This is a genomic window from Paenibacillus sp. FSL H8-0079, assembly GCF_037991315.1.
Lineage (GTDB): Bacteria > Bacillota > Bacilli > Paenibacillales > Paenibacillaceae > Paenibacillus.
In genome coordinates this window covers 4,476,137-4,493,187 of the sequence record NZ_CP150300.1, presented here as the reverse complement: position 1 = coordinate 4,493,187, position 17,051 = coordinate 4,476,137, and the positions used below count along the sequence as shown (strand labels likewise).

The following is a 17,051-nucleotide window of genomic DNA, read 5'->3' as shown; positions in this document are numbered from 1 at the left end:
TTCACCTCTCAATAAATATTATAACCCAATTGATTTAATTTTAACATCAGGCAGCATTTCAGATTCTTTACTTAGTCTATCCTGATGATGTCGAATGTCTTCTTTTTTTAATCTTGGTTTCCATATTTTATATAACTTTATGATGTTGGAATACATTCTGTTACTCTCTCCACGCAGAAAGATAATATTATGATACATCTCTTCGATTAGTTCGCAGTAAAGAGAAGCTAATGGATTGTATGCTAACTCCTCATCAGCTAGACCAGATGTCATTGCTGCTGCAAAATACTCTAACTGGTTTAATACGTTCCCAGATTGTGCTTTAGCATAGATTCGATTTATCATTTCCAATGAAGGGAGTGAAACATCGAAGTTGTCATTCTGATCAATATCCTTCACTGCATGAATAATTTTGTATTGCTCGATAATACTCATTTTGACTTCTATTTCTTCATCATCATCCTCTAAGCGTTCAGATATTTTTTCTTTAAGGTTTTTTCTGAAATCAGAATGATATGGTATAAAATCTTTCGCAAACCACTCAAGATATTCAAGGCTTTTTTCAATAGATGCTCTTTGATTTCTGATCTTGTTATCATCTTTTACAATTTGTAGCTGTCTTAAACCAATGATTACCGATGCAAATAAACCTATACTAGCTATGTAATAAATTAACTCGATTAAAAATGATAGTCCTTTTATCCAAGGAGCTTCAAACCACATCTTCCGTTATCATCCTTTCTATAGTATATGACTTTTGTGCGACACATCTCACACTATATTTAAATTCTATGCAGATTCCCATTCCCCTCTAATTCTAATTTAAATTTTTGTTACACGATATTATTTATTATAAATATGTAACGTGATATATCTGCATGCACACCATCTATGAATCTAAATCTCAGTCCTATAAGTTAAGTGTTCTGGCTAACACTTAATTCCATCTTCAACTGGTCTATGAAGGTTGCTATCAAGAAAATAATTTAAGTTGTGAAGCAGATACACTTTGACATTTATCCTATGCCATAAAGTAGTTACCAATGAAATTCTTCTGAAAGTCTTTACTCTTAAGTGCATTGATCAGTCAAAAACTTTCTTCCTTCATTTTAGTAATTCATTGCTTACTTCATTAATTCATTACCTATATGTTTCCTAAACATTCTTCTATCACACTTCTTAACGTATGTACAAAATATCCACGCTCATAAATATTGCTTCCAATATTTATTTTTTGTTTTGTCTTGTAACAATCATAATGTTCCTTCTTTCAATCACTACATGTTATTACTTGACGTCAAGATCTGTGATTTCGATATTATCAGATTGGTGTGTTCCTTACTCAAACTTCCTTGCAGAAAATCAGGTCCCTCTAGCTTAATATCTCTGCCTAATCTATTTGCGTGTTCATGACGTCAAAGGACACTCAAGTACTTTTTTTGGCTACCACGTTCACATGATAGCTGATGTCATATAAGGCTACAAACTAACCCTTTCTAAGGGAAAGCATCTCCGGTTTTTTTCAAAAAGTGGGTACCGTCTAAAAACGGTGAATTTGAGTAAATCTTGCAAATTAAAGTTTTGACTGTTAACCACCATATAGAACTTACTCCTTAGAAGCTCCTCCGTTAAACTTAGTTTTTTTTAATATTTGTTATAAAGAGTAAAATTGTAATTGTTTTGGGGCGTATTCTTGTTTATTTTTATAATTTCCATTGTAATGGGATTACTTGGAATGTCATGATCAACTACTTCACCATGCAGTTCATAAACACAAACGCTGCCTAATACATATCAGAAAGTGGATTCGACGGTCTTTTTATGAAGAGATGGAACAATGGTGTATACTATCCATAGGCATATATTACCTTTACCTTGCTGAACGATATAAGTTCAACTACACATTTACATGATAACGGAAAGGACAGCTGTTGTTCTGTCATCGGAGTGCCCGTGTAAATAAACATATTTGAACTTATGTAGAGTCACAAAACCAATAAAACAATCTTATGGACGGAGGACTCAAGTTTATGTTGAAACAGCTTAAGCCATACAAGGTGTTGCAAGAGCGCAGAATCGAAGAATTGAAATCGGATGCGTATCTGTTGGAACACCAGAAATCCGGGGCCAAAATTGTACTTTTGTCCAATCAGGATGACAACAAAGTATTCAGTATCGGTTTCCGCACACCTCCGGAAGATGATACAGGGGTAGCCCATATTCTCGAACACTCCGTGCTCTGTGGGTCCAAGAAATTTCCGGCCAAGGATTCTTTTGTTGAGTTGCTGAAAGGTTCATTGAATACATTCCTTAACGCCATGACGTATCCGGATAAGACGATCTACCCGATCGCTAGTCGTAATGACCACGACTTCCACAATCTGATGGATATATATCTGGATGCGGTATTGAATACGAATATTTATGAGAATGAAAAAATATTTTTGCAGGAAGGTTGGAACTACAACCTGGCCTCTGCAGATGATGAGTTATCCTATAACGGAGTTGTATATAACGAGATGAAGGGTGCCTTTTCTTCACCGGAACGAATGGTGCGCAGAGAAGTACTGAACTCCCTTTTCCCGGATACCACATACTCCTCCGAATCTGGCGGATTCCCGGAAGCTATTCTGGACCTAACCTATCAAGGGCTGCTGGATTTCCACACGAGATACTATCATCCGTCCAACAGTTACATCTATCTGTATGGCGATATGGATATGGAAGAGAAACTGCAATGGCTGGATGAAAATTATCTGAGCGCATATGATCGAATCGAGATTGATTCGGACATTCAACTTCAACCTGCTTTTGCAGAACGGGTAGACACAGTTAAGACTTACTCTGCGGGAAGTACGGAATCGGAAGTGGATAACAGCTTCTTGACCTACAACGCGGTAATCGGCACAAGTCTGGATAAGGAACTGAACATCTCGTTTCAAATTTTGTTATACGCACTGCTGAACGCTCCGGGAGCGGTATTGAAACAGGCTTTGCTGGATAAAGGAATTGCGAAGGACGTCTACGGTTCGTATGATGACAGCCTGTATCAGCCTGTATTCACTGTCGGACTGAAGAAGAGCAATCTGGCGAGCAAAGAGGATTTCCTGGGAACGGTAAAAGAAGTGCTTGAGCGTGTGGTGAAAGAAGGCTTTGATCCGAAAGCGCTGCTCGCAGGCATTAACTCATATGAGTTCAATCACAGGGAAGCGGACTACGGCAGAATGCCGAAGGGCCTGATCTACGGATTCTCCTCCCTACAAAGCTGGTTGTACGATGAAGAAGCACCTTTCACTCATTTAGAAGCCAATGACGTATTTGCTGAACTGCGGACAAAAATGAACGAAGGTTACTTCGAGCAACTTATTGAGAAATATATTTTGCAGAACACACATACTTCTTTTGTGGCGCTTACCCCGGATAAAGGGCTGAACTCACGCAAGGATGAGGTGTTGAAAGCACGTCTGAAAACTATTCAGGCCGGTCTTAGTGAGGAAGAAGTTCAGACGTTGATTCAAAAAACGGAAGCACTCGCCGAGTATCAGAATACACCTTCAACCAAAGAGCAGCAGCAGGTCATTCCGACGTTATCGATCGAAGATATTGAACCGAAGGCCTCTACGTTGCATCAAACGGAGAACCAGGTCGACGGCACAACCATTCTGCATCATAACCTTTACACCAACGGAATTGGTTATCTGAGACTGCTGTTTGATATCAAAGAAGTGCCACGTCATCTCCTGCCGTATGCAGGGTTGCTCAAGAATGTGCTGGGTTACGTGGACACTCAAAACTACTCGTTCAATGAACTATCCAATGAAATCCATATCCATTCGGGTGGTATTCATAGCGGAATTGGATCTTATGCCAACGCGCATAAGCATAATGAATTCAAGGCTACCTATGAGTTCAACGCAAAAGTGTTATATGACAAGCTTGGATTTGCCTTTGATATGATTAAAGAAATTGTGTTCACATCCCGCTTCGATAATTCGAAGCGGTTGTATGAGATCATCTCTCAGATGAAAGGTAATCTGCAACGTAATCTGATCAACAGCGGACACTCTGCGGGAATTGGCCGGTCGTCGTCCAAACATTCAGCGGTCGCAGATTTCAGAGAAGCTGTGAGTGGCATTGCCTTTTACCAGTGGCTTGAGGATCTTCAGGCAAACTTTGAGGCCAGAAAAGAAGAGCTATCCTCCAGCCTGCAAGAGTTGACGGGGTATATTTTCAGACCGGAGAACTTGCTTGTCAGTTACACTGCCGATGAACAGGGATATGAAGGATTGGAGCAACAGGTATCCGATCTGAAAGCGAAGCTGTTCACACATGAGGTTGCCAAGGAAGAATTTACATTCACACCTGCTACTCATAAGGAAGGATTCCGTTCTCCTTCGGAGGTGCAGTACGTGGTGCAAACGGGTAATTATATCGACAAAGGATATCAATACACCGGTTCACTGCGTGTCTTGCAGGGCATTCTGTCCCTGGATTACTTGTGGACCAATATCCGGGCCAAAGGCGGAGCTTATGGCTGCATGTCAGGCTTCAGACGGAACGGAGACAGCTACGTTGCATCGTACCGTGATCCAAATCTCGATAAAACGTACAAAGTTTATGAAGAGATACCGCAATATTTGACCGACTTCCGGGCAGACGAGCGGGAAATGACGCGTTATATCATTGGTGCGATACAGGATCTCGATACGCCGCGAACGCCTTATGGAGAAGGAGCTTTCTCCCTGGAGTGTTATCTGTCGAATGTGACTGAAGCGGATCTGCAACAGGAACGTGACGAAGTGTTAAGCACGAAGGAAAGTGACATTATCGGTTTTGCTGAGCTTTTATCGGCCATACTTGAACAGCAACAGCGCTGCGTGATCGGTAATGAGAACAAGATAGAGGAACAGAAGCAAATGTTTGACGAGACGCTGGATTTAATTAAAAACTAAGCGTTAGTCTCGTTTATTCCACGATCTAATAAGCGTCAAAGCGAAAGGCACTTTTATGAGCTGGTTTCAACAGCTTATAGAAGTGCCTTTTCTAATGGGGAGGGACTGTCTCCATTTCCATATGACATGAGAATGTGTGACACGCTGCATTGTTCAGGTGACGGCGAGCATGTTGTATATTTTCAGAGTCCGCAGATCTTCCTTTGAGATTTTTAATTCATTATATAACTCCTGATTCTCGGGCAGCGGGGTTCTGGAGAATAACATTTTGAGCGCGATAGGCATGAAAGGTCTGAAGGAGACACCCGCCATCAGTCCCCATTTTTTCTCTGATTCCTGAAAAGACGCCAGAATATTAATATATAGATTCTCCAGCGGCGTGGCCTGATTTTTTAAAATCAGGGTGGTGAGTGTATCATAATGCTCGGTGTGGCCCCAATACATATTCTCGCACTCCTGGTAGTTCTCAAAATCCTTCACATTCATATACATCACGGTGCGATAACGGTTGGCATCCGATTGAGCCATCATGTCAATGACACAACGAATGAGACTGTTGTTACGCCCATCATAGAAGTAGGAATAGAAACGTGTGGAGTTCTTGAAAAAGCTGGACGGCACCGCATTCATCAAGGGAGAAGCGTGTCTGGGTTCTTGGTACAAGAGCTGCTCCACCTGAATGTTGAGCGCGTTCGCAATATGATGTAACGTGACCAGATCAAGTGTAATATCTCCGCTCTCATATTTGGATAGCGTGCCCTTGCTCTTGAAGATCTGGTCCGCAAGCTGTTGAATGGTCAGTCCCCGCCATTTCCGAAAGTTTCGTATCTTCTTGCCAACTTCTTGATTGATATTGTTCATAGTCGGTTCTCCTTATGTAATGTTTCTTGAGAGTACGTGAAAATGATGAAAGTCATTCATAAAAATGATTCTATATGAGAAATATATCACTTTTTAACCGAAATACCTATTCTGGAGAAACAATAAACTTTATTTGTTTCGTCAGAATAGATTGTATTGCATTTGATGCAATTCCTGCATCATGAAATAATAGGTGTAATACGACATGAAACGACAATGAAAAAGTAAAGCAGATAGAGGAGTAGAAGCTATGAAATACGACTTTGATGAGATTATAGACCGAACAGGAACAAATGCCATGAATACGGATGGTTTCCGTCAATATATTTTTAACGCCACAGAAGATATGACATTTCCATTCAAGGACGAAGAATTCATTCGCATGTGGATTGCAGATATGGAATTTGCCACACCTCCCGAGATTCTGGATGCAGTTAAGGAGCGTCTGGACCGTAGAATCATGGGTTACTCTCAGGTATTTGATCCGGCATACTATGAAGCTGTTTCGAATTGGATGAAGAGATACTATGACTGGTCCTTCCCGAAGGAGCATTTGGAGACCTCGAACGGCATCATCCCCGCTTTGTATGAACTGGTGGAATATATCTGTCAATCGGATGAGAAAGTACTGATCGTAACCCCGTCTTATGGTTTCTTCAAGTCAGCTGCGGAGCATAACAATCTTGAACTGGTGTGTTCGGATATGATCAACGAGCAGGGGCGTTACTCGATTGATTTTGAGGATTTTGAAGCTAAGGCGAAGGATGAGAAGGTAAGGGTATGTATTTTCTGTAACCCGCATAATCCATCTGGACGTGTCTGGACAACGGAAGAGTTACAACGTGTGGGTGAGATCTGCCTGCGGAACAATGTATGGGTCATTTCGGATGAAATTCACTGTGATCTGCTGCGGACTGGAAAAAGACATACGCCACTTGCGAAGCTGTTTCCCGATACGGATCGAATCATTACATGTATGTCTCCGAGCAAAACATTCAACATGGCTGGTCTGATGTTCTCCAATGTCATTATTCCCAACAAGGCACTTCGAGACATCTGGCAGGCGCGCCATTATGGTTTTAAAAACCCACTGAGCATCGCTGCCACTCAAGCGGCTTACGAAACGGGTGATGAATGGCTGAAACAATTAAAAGGTTATTTAGACGCCAATTTCGACTGCGTAGAACAGTATTTGAAACAACATCTACCACGGGCTGTCTTTCACATCCCGGAAGCCACGTATCTGGCCTGGATCGATATTTCGGCATATGCTCCCCAAAATGTAAGTTTACCTTTATTCTTCGCTGAGCAAGCGGGTGTATTACTCGAAGATGGTCATATGTTTGTAGCCAATGGTGAGGGTTGCATTCGGTTGAATCTGGCTTGTCCCCGTTCTGTCCTTCAGGAAGGGCTACGAAGAATCAGCAGTGTGCTTGTGAAAGAAGTCGAAGAGGTGCCCGTCCAAGTATAAAGTCATCAAGTCATCACGCAACAGCGAGGTGACTTTTTTGTATGAGTATACTGAATGTAGCAAGAATACGATTTATTTCGAGGTGAACGTATACCCCGATGTGCAATTCTGGTCTGCTGTCCCCGGTTATGTTAAAATGGTGGATAGTCTATGAGTTGCATGACATGCGGCTCTCAGAAGGAAGAGCCCAGTAGTTGGGCTGCACGAAACTGTATTCATCAGGGGAAAGGAGCCTATACATATGTTTGGAAACGATTGGGACAAGGTGCTTCAGGAAGAGACGGAAGCCGAATATTTCAACAAGATTCGTTACACCCTCGCCGCCGAGTATAAAACGCAGACGGTCTTTCCGCCCAAAGAAGACCTGTTCTCCGCACTGAAGTTGACTCCGTATCATCAGGTTAAGGCTGTTATTATTGGTCAGGACCCTTATCACGGAGCGGGTCAGGCTCACGGATTGAGCTTTTCGGTTAGACCGGGAGTTCGCGTACCACCTTCTCTGAAAAATATATATAAGGAACTTCAGGCCGATCTGGACCTGCCGATTCCGAATCATGGATCTTTGGTCCATTGGGCACAGCAGGGAGTCCTGCTATTAAATGCTGTTCTGACGGTCCGTGAAGGTCAGCCGAATTCGCATCAGGCACTGGGCTGGCAGACGTTTACGGATGCTGTTATTCGTGCGCTGAATGAACGCCCAGAGCCGATGGTATATATGCTGTGGGGTAGTCATGCCCAGAAAAAAGGTGCATTTATCAACAGGGACAAGCATCTGGTACTGGAGTCTACACATCCGAGTCCGCTGGCTGCGCATCGTGGATTCCTCGGCAGTCGTCCCTTTTCCAAAGCCAATGACTTCTTGACCTCCAAAGGTATTGAACCGATCGATTGGAAGATACCTGAAAACTAGACAGATGGAGGTGAGAGCATTGCGACATTGGATAGGACGAAAAGTAGCGGTATATCGTGCGACAGGCATACGGGAGCCTTTGAAGGGAACGCTGGTCGAGTGGGATGAAGAAGGGGAATGTGTACGAATCGGACCGAAACGGATTAAGGTGTCGTTTGACAATATCGCAATGATCAGACCTCTTCCCGAAGAGAGTCTTCCCTTAAAGAAAGCACGTTCTGAAGTGCACAAGGTTGGATATGTGATGAAAAAGGCGATTCAGTTCGAAAATGCCATCTATTTCAAATCACAGGTTATGATCTGGCGCCGGGCCAAAATTGTAGCATTATCCACGACGATTCTGCGTCATGATGAGGATCAGGTTGAACTTGCAGATGGCCGGATTCTGCGTAAAGACAAGCATATGTTTGTCGTGCGTTCACGCCGTGGGATACGTTAGTACCACGAAGATTTAATATTCATTTCATGCAAAGATCATACGGATTTAATGTTCGGTCTGTATATTAGGTAGTAACAACCCCTTCTAAATTGATATGTATTGAAATGGGAGCCCGGCCGGCTGCAAACGGCCGGGTATTTTTTTGTCCATTCATCTTTTAACCTGTTGTACATACCCATAACATTCATGTTATATATTATTAAAATAGATCATGATGAGGAGTGAAACCCATTGAAACGTATATGTGTTTTTGCAGGCTCGAACCCGGGGAATCACCCCGATTATACAGAGAAGGCTGTTCAACTGGGCAAACAGATTGCTGATCGCGGATATGCACTGGTTTATGGTGGTTCTTGCATGGGCTTAATGGGCGCAGTTGCCGATGCGGCTCTGAAGCAAGGTGGAGAAGTGATTGGTGTCATGCCTACCGGATTGTTCCGGGGTGAGGTTGTCCATGGAGGGCTTACACAGCTGATTGAAGTGGGAACCATGCATGAACGGAAGGCTACGATGGCGGAATTATCCGATGGATTCATTGCACTTCCTGGAGGCATGGGTACATTTGAAGAACTATTTGAGGTACTGTGCTGGGCACAGATTGGCATTCATCGCAAGCCTGTCGGCTTATTGAACGTCAACGGATATTATGGCCCGCTGATGAAGATGGTAGAGCATAGCGTACAGGAAGGGTTCTCCAACACATCACATCTTAGTCTGTGGAGTCTGGAATCCGATCCAGCTGAACTACTCAACCAGATGTCATCCTATATTCCGGCAGAGTTGACCCAGAAGTGGTCACAGCTGAACGGACAATGATTATACAAGAATAGAGGGCTGTAACCAATCGCTTTTGAGGAGAAATTTCGATCTGCCCAAGCAAGTTGCGCTATCGGACATAGTCTATAGTGTACTTTAGTGAAGAGGGGAGTGTCACTCATGAGCGAACTTAAAGGCACAGGTTACGGATACGGCGGAGGCTTCAGTGGTGGAGCATGGACATCGACAGGAGCAATTCTGGTGTTGTTCATTCTGTTGGTTATCATCTCTCGTACATTCATTCTGTAATTCGGTCCACATTCCGAGATGAGGGATCGTGCTGCAGAGGCAGTCGCCCGGATACAAAATGACCTTTCCAAAGAGACGCCGGTACATGCCGGCGTTTCAGGGGAACGGTTTTTTGACGTTTCCAGCATACGTTAAGCGATTGAAAAAGCAAAAACCTGCCCCTGAATAAGGTCAGAAGCAGGAGAGAGCCTCCTGAGCCAATAGCTGCGTATTAAGCAGCTTACACCACAACAGCAGTTTGATTCGGATTACTTAACGATTTCCAGGCGATATATAGCCCGATGGCGGCAGCAATTAAGGAAAGTATAGCTGCAACAATAGCCAGCTGATCCAGTGTGTTGGGTGAACTGGAGTTATAGGAACGCTGTTTAGCCGTCTTGCTGGATTTGTTTTTGATATGGACAGATGATCTGGAAAGCCTGGAAGCCGACTGTAACTGGGATGTGCGAGGACGCGTAGGTGTCGATTTTTTCTTTGAGGGATTCAATAGTCAACCTCCTTATAACGGAGTGCAGTGCTTCCATCGTTCGTTCATACTATATTATGTCGATTTTCAGATTGAGTTCGCAAAAATGAGTGAATCCCCAGCCCGTTGGATGTTCAACCATACCGCATGTATTGACTAAGTAAACAACCAATTAAACGCTCTGTTAATACAGGTCTAACAAACGGTGTTTATAGTGTAGATCATAGAGTTAACGTTGAACGCAGGAGGCGCTGGAATGAGGAACTTTGAAATTATTGCCCATCGCGGTGCATCTGCCGTATGCCCGGAGAATACGATGATTGCTTTTGAACGTAGCCTGGAGCTTGGAGCGACAGGCATGGAAACCGATGTGCAGATGACGAGTGATGGCCGATTGGTGCTGATTCATGATGAGACGTTAAGCCGTACTGCGGGTGTAGAGGGCTGGGTTAAAGATATAACTTACGATCAATTACGCACATACGATGCTGGGTCCTGGTTTCACAACGATTTTGCCGGGGAACGCATTCCTTCTCTGGAGGAGTTATTCAGGCTGGTACAGGGGAAAGGAACCTTGCTTAATCTGGAGTTAAAAAATGGTATTGTGAGTTACAAGGGAATGGAAGAGAAGATTATACAGGCGATCCGGGACTGGAAACTGGAGCAACAGGTCGTTCTGTCTAGCTTCAATCATGCTTCGCTGGTAAGGTGTAAGCGTCTTGCCCCGGATATTCGTACAGCACTTCTATATATGGAAAAGTTGTATCGTCCCTATGACTATGCCGTCAAAGTTGAAGCTTCCGGCCTTCATCCCTACAAGCTGGCTGTTACCTATGAAGATGTTGCCGCAGCATTGTCACATGGCGTTGTTACCTATCCATTTACGGTGAATGATCCTGCCGAGATGCAAGCCATGATTGACATGGGTGTGCAAGGCATTATTACCGATGTTCCTGATGTCCTGGCATCCTTAATTAGGGTACCTGCCCGTTAATCGAGTCTGTGTTATACATGTGTTCTACATAAGCAATCACAAGGTTGTGTTCGAGCTTTTTGGCTCCTGCACAGCCTTTTTGCGTGCAAAATTGTGTGCAAATCTTCATATATGCAATAAACATGTCCCATTTGTCCATTGCCAGAGTCCGTGGATTCACTTACAATGGTCTATGGGAATGAGAATCAATATCATTAAAGTTCGGTATTTATAGAGAGGTGATTGTTATGTACATAGGTTTGAGCAGCTCCACTCATAACGAGGGTGGGCGCGTATGAGTTCAAAAGCTTCACCAGCAAATCATAATCCGGAATCACCCACAGCGAAGATACACACTCGTCCGTGGGCAGCCACACTTATTCTTACAGGGGGAGTTTTACTACTCGCTCTGGGCATGGCATTGTCCATTTCTTTTGGCGCTGCTGATATTAAGCTTGGTGTTGTCTGGAAAGCCATCTTTGATTTCAATCCTGAGCTAACTCCGCATCAGATCATATGGGAGATTCGATTGCCGCGTATTCTTGGCGGGGCGATGGTAGGTGCATGCTTCGCTGTAGCTGGTGCGATCATGCAAGGCATGACCCGTAACCCGCTGGCCGATTCTGGTCTGCTTGGGCTGAATGCGGGCGCTGGATTTGCGCTTGCGATCTGTTTTGCCTTTTTCCCAGGCTTGCCGTTTATGTACATCATTATGTATTCATTCATTGGAGCAGGGCTTGGTGTTCTGTTGGTGTACGGTTTTGGTGCAGCTTCCAAATCGGGTCTTACACCTCTACGCCTTGTGCTTGCAGGTGCAGCTGTATCAGCGATGCTATCAGCACTCAGTGAAGGGATTGCATTGTATTTCAGAATTGGACAAGATCTGGCTTTCTGGACAGCCGGCGGTGTAGCCGGAACGAAGTGGTCTCAACTGGAGGTCATGTTCCCATGGGTACTCGCTGCACTGATTGCAGGTCTTCTCATCTCCCGTTCCATTACTCTGCTTAGCCTCGGAGAAGATATTGCCGTTGGCTTGGGCCAACGTACGGGGCTGATCAAGCTCGTGGGTCTGATTGTTGTACTGATCCTCGCGGGTACGGCTGTGTCCGTTGTGGGTGCGGTTGGTTTTGTTGGACTTATTATTCCCCATCTTACTCGAAAGATGGTTGGGGTAGATTATCGTTGGATTATTCCATGTTCCGCAGTAATGGGCAGTCTGTTACTTGTATTTGCGGATCTGGCTGCACGTATGATTAACCCGCCGTACGAGACGCCAATTGGCGCATTGGTTGCCCTCATCGGGGTACCATTCTTCCTGTATCTGGCGCGTAAAGAAAGGAGGACTCTGTAACGATGGAATCCTCAACAATAGTTGGAGCAGAGCGCAAAAAGAGAGCCAAGAGCGCGATTGTCCTCATTGTGCTTGCCCTATTAATTATTACGGCTTTTGTGGTGAGCATGAACACAGGTTTTACCAAGCTTTCGCCGCTTGAGGTGATGCGTACCTTGTTTGGCGGAGGTACGGCGAAACAGGAATTGATCCTGTTTGAATTCCGTCTGCCGCGTATCGTTATTTCGGTAATGGTCGGTGCAGGACTTGCGTTATCTGGTTGTATTTTGCAGGGGGTATCTCGCAATGCGCTGGCAGATCCGGGTATCCTCGGGATTAATGCAGGTGCTGGACTTGTCGTTATGTTATTTGTTTCCTTTTTCCCGACAACCACAGCGGCTCCGGTATTTCTGTTGCCAATTCTGGCCCTGATCGGTTCCGGTTTTGCTGCATTTCTGATCTATGTGCTCTCTTACAAAAAAGGAGAGGGCATTATGCCCACTCGGATGTTACTTACGGGTATCGGGGTAGCAGCAGGAATCAGCTCGGTCATGATCGTGCTTACCTTGCGGCTTAGTCCGGAAAAGTATCAGTTTGTAGCTACCTGGATGGCAGGCAGCATCTGGGGCTCGAACTGGAAATTTGTAACGGCATTGCTGCCGTTTCTAATCGTGCTTGTACCGATTGTTCTGTATAAGGCACGAGTATTGAACGTACTTAATCTGGGTGACCAGACTGCGAGTGGACTCGGGGCTCCGGTTGAGCGTGAGCGTCTGATTCTGCTTGCGGCTGCCGTAGGGCTTGCAGGCTCATGTGTATCTGTGAGCGGGGGAATTGGTTTTGTCGGTCTGATCGGACCGCATTTGGCGCGTCGTCTGGTGGGTCCAAAACATCAGTTCCTTTTACCCGCATCTGCACTGGTTGGCTCATTGCTCGTGCTCGTTGCAGATACGCTGGGCCGTGTCATTCTACAGCCTTCAGAGATACCTGCGGGTATACTGGTTGCCATTATTGGTGCGCCATACTTCCTGTACCTCTTAAGCAAGACGAAATAGAACGTAATCATCAATGTGTGGTTGCATAAGGAGGACTTCAGTCCATGCTTCGCCGTTTCTTTGCCTATTACAGGCCTTACAAAAAGCTCTTTATTCTTGACTTCAGTTGTGCGATTCTAGTCGCTCTGCTGGAGCTGGCTTTTCCACTGGCGGTCAACCGGGTAGTCGATGATCTGCTGCCAGGCGGCCGCTGGGACTGGATTCTATGGGCCTGTCTGGCATTGCTGGGCATCTACTTATTGAATTCATTTCTGAACTTTGTGGTTACCTATTGGGGACACAAGCTGGGCATTAACATTGAGACGGATATGCGTAAAAGTCTGTTTAATCATGTGCAGAAGCTATCGTTCCGTTTCTTCGATAATACAAAAACAGGACACCTCGTGTCCCGCATGACTAACGATCTAATGGATATCGGTGAGATTGCCCATCATGGTCCAGAGGATGTATTTATCGCGGTGATGACACTGATTGGTGCATTCAGCATCATGATGAGCATTAATGGAAATCTGGCGGTGTTAACCTTTATCATCGTTCCGTTGATTATTTATCTGTCACTCTACTTTGGTAGCAAAATGTCCAAGGCATTCAGCCGAATGTTCGGTGATATTGCCGACTTCAACGCTCGTGTTGAGAACAATATTACAGGTATTCGTGTTGTTCAGGCTTTTGCTAATGAAGAGCATGAAAAAGCACAATTCGCTGTGAACAACGGTCGTTTCCGTCAGACCAAACTGATCGCATATAAAATCATGGCCTGGAACTCCTCTGTCAGTTATATGCTGATGAAGCTGGTATCCCTCTTTGTCCTGGTATGCGGAACATGGTTTGTTATTCAAGGCAGTATGACCTACGGTCAGTTCATTGCATTTATTATGTTGTCCAATGTGTTCCTGACACCGATCCAGAAGATTAACTCGGTGATCGAGACGTATCCCAAGGGGATTGCGGGCTTCAAACGTTATACGGAACTGCTCGATATGGAACCGGATGTGGAAGATCGTCCAGGGGCCGTTACGGTATCCCATTTGCGTGGAGATATTCGTTATGAGCAAGTAACCTTTGGTTATTCCGATCAGGAACCTGTGCTCAAAGGTATTGATCTAAACGTACGTGCAGGTGAAACTGTAGCGCTTGTCGGTCCATCGGGGGCAGGTAAAACAACGCTATGCAGTCTGCTGCCACGGTTCTATGATGTGCTGGAAGGTCGCATCACGATTGATGGTCAGGAGATACAGGATATGACACTGGATTCCTTGCGTAGTCATATCGGAATTGTACAACAGGACGTGTTCCTCTTCGATGGATCCATTCGCGAGAATATTGCCTATGGCAAGCTGGATGCGTCCGAAGAAGAAATCTGGATGGCTGCTAGACGTGCACAGATGGAACCTTTGATTCAATCGATGCCGGAAGGATTGGATACGTTAATTGGTGAACGCGGCGTGAAGCTGTCCGGTGGACAGAAACAGCGTTTGTCTATTGCCCGTATGTTCCTGAAAAATCCACCAATTCTGATCCTGGACGAAGCCACATCAGCGCTGGATACAGAAACGGAAGCAGCGATTCAGCAATCGCTTGCTGAGCTGTCCGAGGGTCGGACCACACTGGTCATTGCTCACCGATTGGCTACGATCAAAAATGCAGATCGCATTGTTGTCGTTGCTGAACAAGGCATAACGGAGCAGGGGCGTCATGAAGAATTACTCGCGGCAGGTGGGGTGTACAGTCGCCTTCACTATGCGCAGTTTGGCTCGTAACCTATTCGATGTGGATGTAACAATGTAAATATGAGAAGTAACGCCATCGTTCTTGACTTGGAAGGAGTCAGGACGGTGGCGTTATTTTCTTTTTCATAATTATTGTGTGGGTCTGGGGTGCCATGCTGTTGTCTGCCTGTGATCATGGGCATAGAATCGGGTAATGATAGTTAAGTCTTCAACTTCAATGAGTTAATATGTTCATCATTATATATGACGTAGGAGGCGAACGAGATGCAATTGAGCGATATGCAGAAAATTCTTATGACCTGTCTATTATTTATTCTGATTTTGTGGTTTCTGATTCAAGGAATTCGCAAGCATACCGGTAATGGCAGGGGTTCCAGTTTCCGACGCTGGGGTGGATGGCTTATTGGACTTTTCATTGTTGGCGCCGTGCCACTCGGTTTTGCGTTGTACACGAAGATCTTTGATGAGCGCCTGGATGCCAACATCGGGTTGGGGCTTGCCATGTTTTTTGTGTGGGCCTATTGTGTGATCTTGTTGTGTACGGCGTTGGTGGTATGGGGCAGGTATTTGTATAAGAGAAACATTAAGAAGTGAAGTATTCTGATTGCTTGAGACGAGCCATGTGAGAGACGAGGATGAGTTGAAGGCTGTGTTTGCAACAATAACTTGGTATTGGACGTTAGCATTAGAAAGGGAATATAGTTAAGGAGGACGGACATATGTCCAATCTTCGTACAGCCTTCATATCAATTTCAATCTTGCTAGGATGTCTTACGGGATGTGCGGAACAAAATGCATGTAAGTCGGCGCAGACTACAACGGATGTACCAGATGATAGAGGTTTCACTGGTTATGTGGTTGAACGCAAAGACGATTCTATTCTTGTTGTTGATCCCGCATTTCAAGATTACAGTTCCAATGGGGGAGACAGTCGGTATTATCCGGCAAAATGGTTCTCCAACGCGCCTGATCAGCAGATCGGCTCCTATGTTGAAATCTGGACGGATGGAGGCCCGGAAAACGAACCCTATCCTGGGCAGGCCAGAGCAGAAACGATAGCGGTATCTTGTCCAAATACTCCAGATGGTGCTCATCTAAGTGAGGCGGACGCAATTCGGGGTGCATTATACTCACCAGATGGAGAAAAGGTACGTATTCCCGTGATTGAAGATGTACAATTTTATCAGGATGCAGGAATGTGGACTATTCGCATGAAAGATGCGATGTCAACGACAGAGAATCAAGATGAGATTGATATCAGAGTAGAGGATGTAGAGTCAGTCGAGTAATAGAAGAGAACAAAAGTATTTATATGGGATGGGAGAGGGGATTTAAATGGAGATTAGGGAGTATTTTCCCCGCGATAAGTCTGATTTTGAAGCGGTGCGCAAGTTAAGTGAATTTAGTGATGTCGAATTAAAAGTTATCATCCCAATGCTTATGGAGTGGTTGCAAGACGGGAATTGGCCTATCTCTAAGCCGATAGAGGATCTGCTATTGAGACTGGGCGAAGACTTAATTCCTCATATTAAGGATGTATTGCAAACACATGATTCTACGTGGGAATATTTTGTTTTGGTCGGTTTGATTGATCGATTGCCTGTATCACATCTAAATATGCTACAGACGGATTTGGTAAGAATACTGGAGTCTCCTACACATGATGAGATACTAGAGGAGTTGGATGAGGTTATCTTGGAGCTTTTGGAAAAGATGAAGGGAGACCAACGAGAGATAGGTGGATATGGAAGTTTGGATACATAGAAATTGGTAATTAGCGTTCTAAGAAAATGGAATAT

General features: G+C 44.6%; 16 protein-coding genes. 13 read left to right on the top strand and 3 right to left on the bottom strand.

The window, feature by feature from the left end; translation table 11 throughout:
- Positions 1-18 precede the first annotated feature (18 nt).
- Positions 19-723, bottom strand: a complete 705-nt coding sequence (locus tag MHI06_RS20120) for a hypothetical protein (RefSeq protein ID WP_340398883.1) — start codon at positions 721-723, stop codon at positions 19-21.
- A 1,307-nt stretch (positions 724-2,030) separates the two neighbouring features.
- Here MHI06_RS20120 and MHI06_RS20115 point away from each other — a divergent pair.
- Positions 2,031-4,952, top strand: coding sequence for an insulinase family protein (locus tag MHI06_RS20115; RefSeq protein ID WP_340398882.1), 2,922 nt, complete (start codon positions 2,031-2,033; stop codon positions 4,950-4,952).
- Positions 4,953-5,105: 153 nt separating this feature from the next.
- Here the strand turns inward: MHI06_RS20115 and MHI06_RS20110 are convergent, their stop codons facing one another.
- Positions 5,106-5,813, bottom strand: coding sequence for a helix-turn-helix transcriptional regulator (locus MHI06_RS20110; RefSeq protein ID WP_017687366.1), 708 nt, complete (start codon positions 5,811-5,813; stop codon positions 5,106-5,108).
- A 250-nt stretch (positions 5,814-6,063) separates the two neighbouring features.
- On the opposite strand from MHI06_RS20110, the gene MHI06_RS20105 reads away from it, so the two are divergent.
- The 5 genes from MHI06_RS20105 (at position 6,064) to MHI06_RS20085 (ending at position 9,698) form a co-directional block, all read left to right on the top strand.
- Positions 6,064-7,284, top strand: coding sequence for a MalY/PatB family protein (locus MHI06_RS20105; protein ID WP_340398881.1), 1,221 nt, complete (start codon positions 6,064-6,066; stop codon positions 7,282-7,284).
- A 241-nt stretch (positions 7,285-7,525) separates the two neighbouring features.
- Positions 7,526-8,194: a uracil-DNA glycosylase gene (gene ung / locus MHI06_RS20100; RefSeq protein ID WP_340398880.1), complete on the top strand. Its 669-nt coding sequence runs from the start codon at positions 7,526-7,528 to the stop codon at positions 8,192-8,194.
- 19 nt (positions 8,195-8,213) lie between these two features.
- Complete coding sequence (locus tag MHI06_RS20095) at positions 8,214-8,633, top strand: hypothetical protein (protein ID WP_169481579.1); 420 nt, start codon at positions 8,214-8,216, stop codon at positions 8,631-8,633.
- A 231-nt stretch (positions 8,634-8,864) separates the two neighbouring features.
- A complete protein-coding gene (locus tag MHI06_RS20090) occupies positions 8,865-9,449 on the top strand; it encodes a TIGR00730 family Rossman fold protein (RefSeq protein ID WP_340398879.1) in 585 nt (194 codons plus the stop codon).
- Between the two features lie 120 nt (positions 9,450-9,569).
- On the top strand, positions 9,570-9,698 hold the full coding sequence (locus tag MHI06_RS20085; RefSeq protein WP_017687371.1) for a hypothetical protein: 129 nt from the start codon (positions 9,570-9,572) through the stop codon (positions 9,696-9,698).
- A 220-nt stretch (positions 9,699-9,918) separates the two neighbouring features.
- Here the strand turns inward: MHI06_RS20085 and MHI06_RS20080 are convergent, their stop codons facing one another.
- Entirely contained in the window at positions 9,919-10,185 is a 267-nt protein-coding gene (locus MHI06_RS20080) for a hypothetical protein (RefSeq protein ID WP_340398878.1), read from the bottom strand.
- A gap of 235 nt (positions 10,186-10,420) precedes the next feature.
- On the opposite strand from MHI06_RS20080, the gene MHI06_RS20075 reads away from it, so the two are divergent.
- The 7 genes from MHI06_RS20075 (at position 10,421) to MHI06_RS20045 (ending at position 17,016) form a co-directional block, all read left to right on the top strand.
- Complete coding sequence (locus MHI06_RS20075) at positions 10,421-11,158, top strand: glycerophosphodiester phosphodiesterase (RefSeq protein WP_340398877.1); 738 nt, start codon at positions 10,421-10,423, stop codon at positions 11,156-11,158.
- A 274-nt stretch (positions 11,159-11,432) separates the two neighbouring features.
- Entirely contained in the window at positions 11,433-12,488 is a 1,056-nt protein-coding gene (locus tag MHI06_RS20070; protein ID WP_169481575.1) for an iron ABC transporter permease, read from the top strand.
- A gap of 2 nt (positions 12,489-12,490) precedes the next feature.
- A complete protein-coding gene (locus MHI06_RS20065; protein ID WP_169481574.1) occupies positions 12,491-13,522 on the top strand; it encodes an iron ABC transporter permease in 1,032 nt (343 codons plus the stop codon).
- 44 nt (positions 13,523-13,566) lie between these two features.
- A complete protein-coding gene (locus tag MHI06_RS20060; RefSeq protein ID WP_340398876.1) occupies positions 13,567-15,282 on the top strand; it encodes an ABC transporter ATP-binding protein in 1,716 nt (571 codons plus the stop codon).
- A 234-nt stretch (positions 15,283-15,516) separates the two neighbouring features.
- Positions 15,517-15,846 (top strand): hypothetical protein, encoded by a 330-nt coding sequence (locus MHI06_RS20055; protein ID WP_169481572.1) that lies wholly within the window; start codon positions 15,517-15,519, stop codon positions 15,844-15,846.
- A gap of 125 nt (positions 15,847-15,971) precedes the next feature.
- Complete coding sequence (locus tag MHI06_RS20050) at positions 15,972-16,541, top strand: DUF3221 domain-containing protein (RefSeq protein ID WP_340398875.1); 570 nt, start codon at positions 15,972-15,974, stop codon at positions 16,539-16,541.
- Between the two features lie 46 nt (positions 16,542-16,587).
- The gene (locus MHI06_RS20045; protein ID WP_340398874.1) at positions 16,588-17,016 is read left to right on the top strand and encodes a DUF5071 domain-containing protein; all 429 of its coding nucleotides are present in this window, start codon (positions 16,588-16,590) and stop codon (positions 17,014-17,016) included.
- The last annotated feature ends 35 nt before the right edge of the window (positions 17,017-17,051 follow it).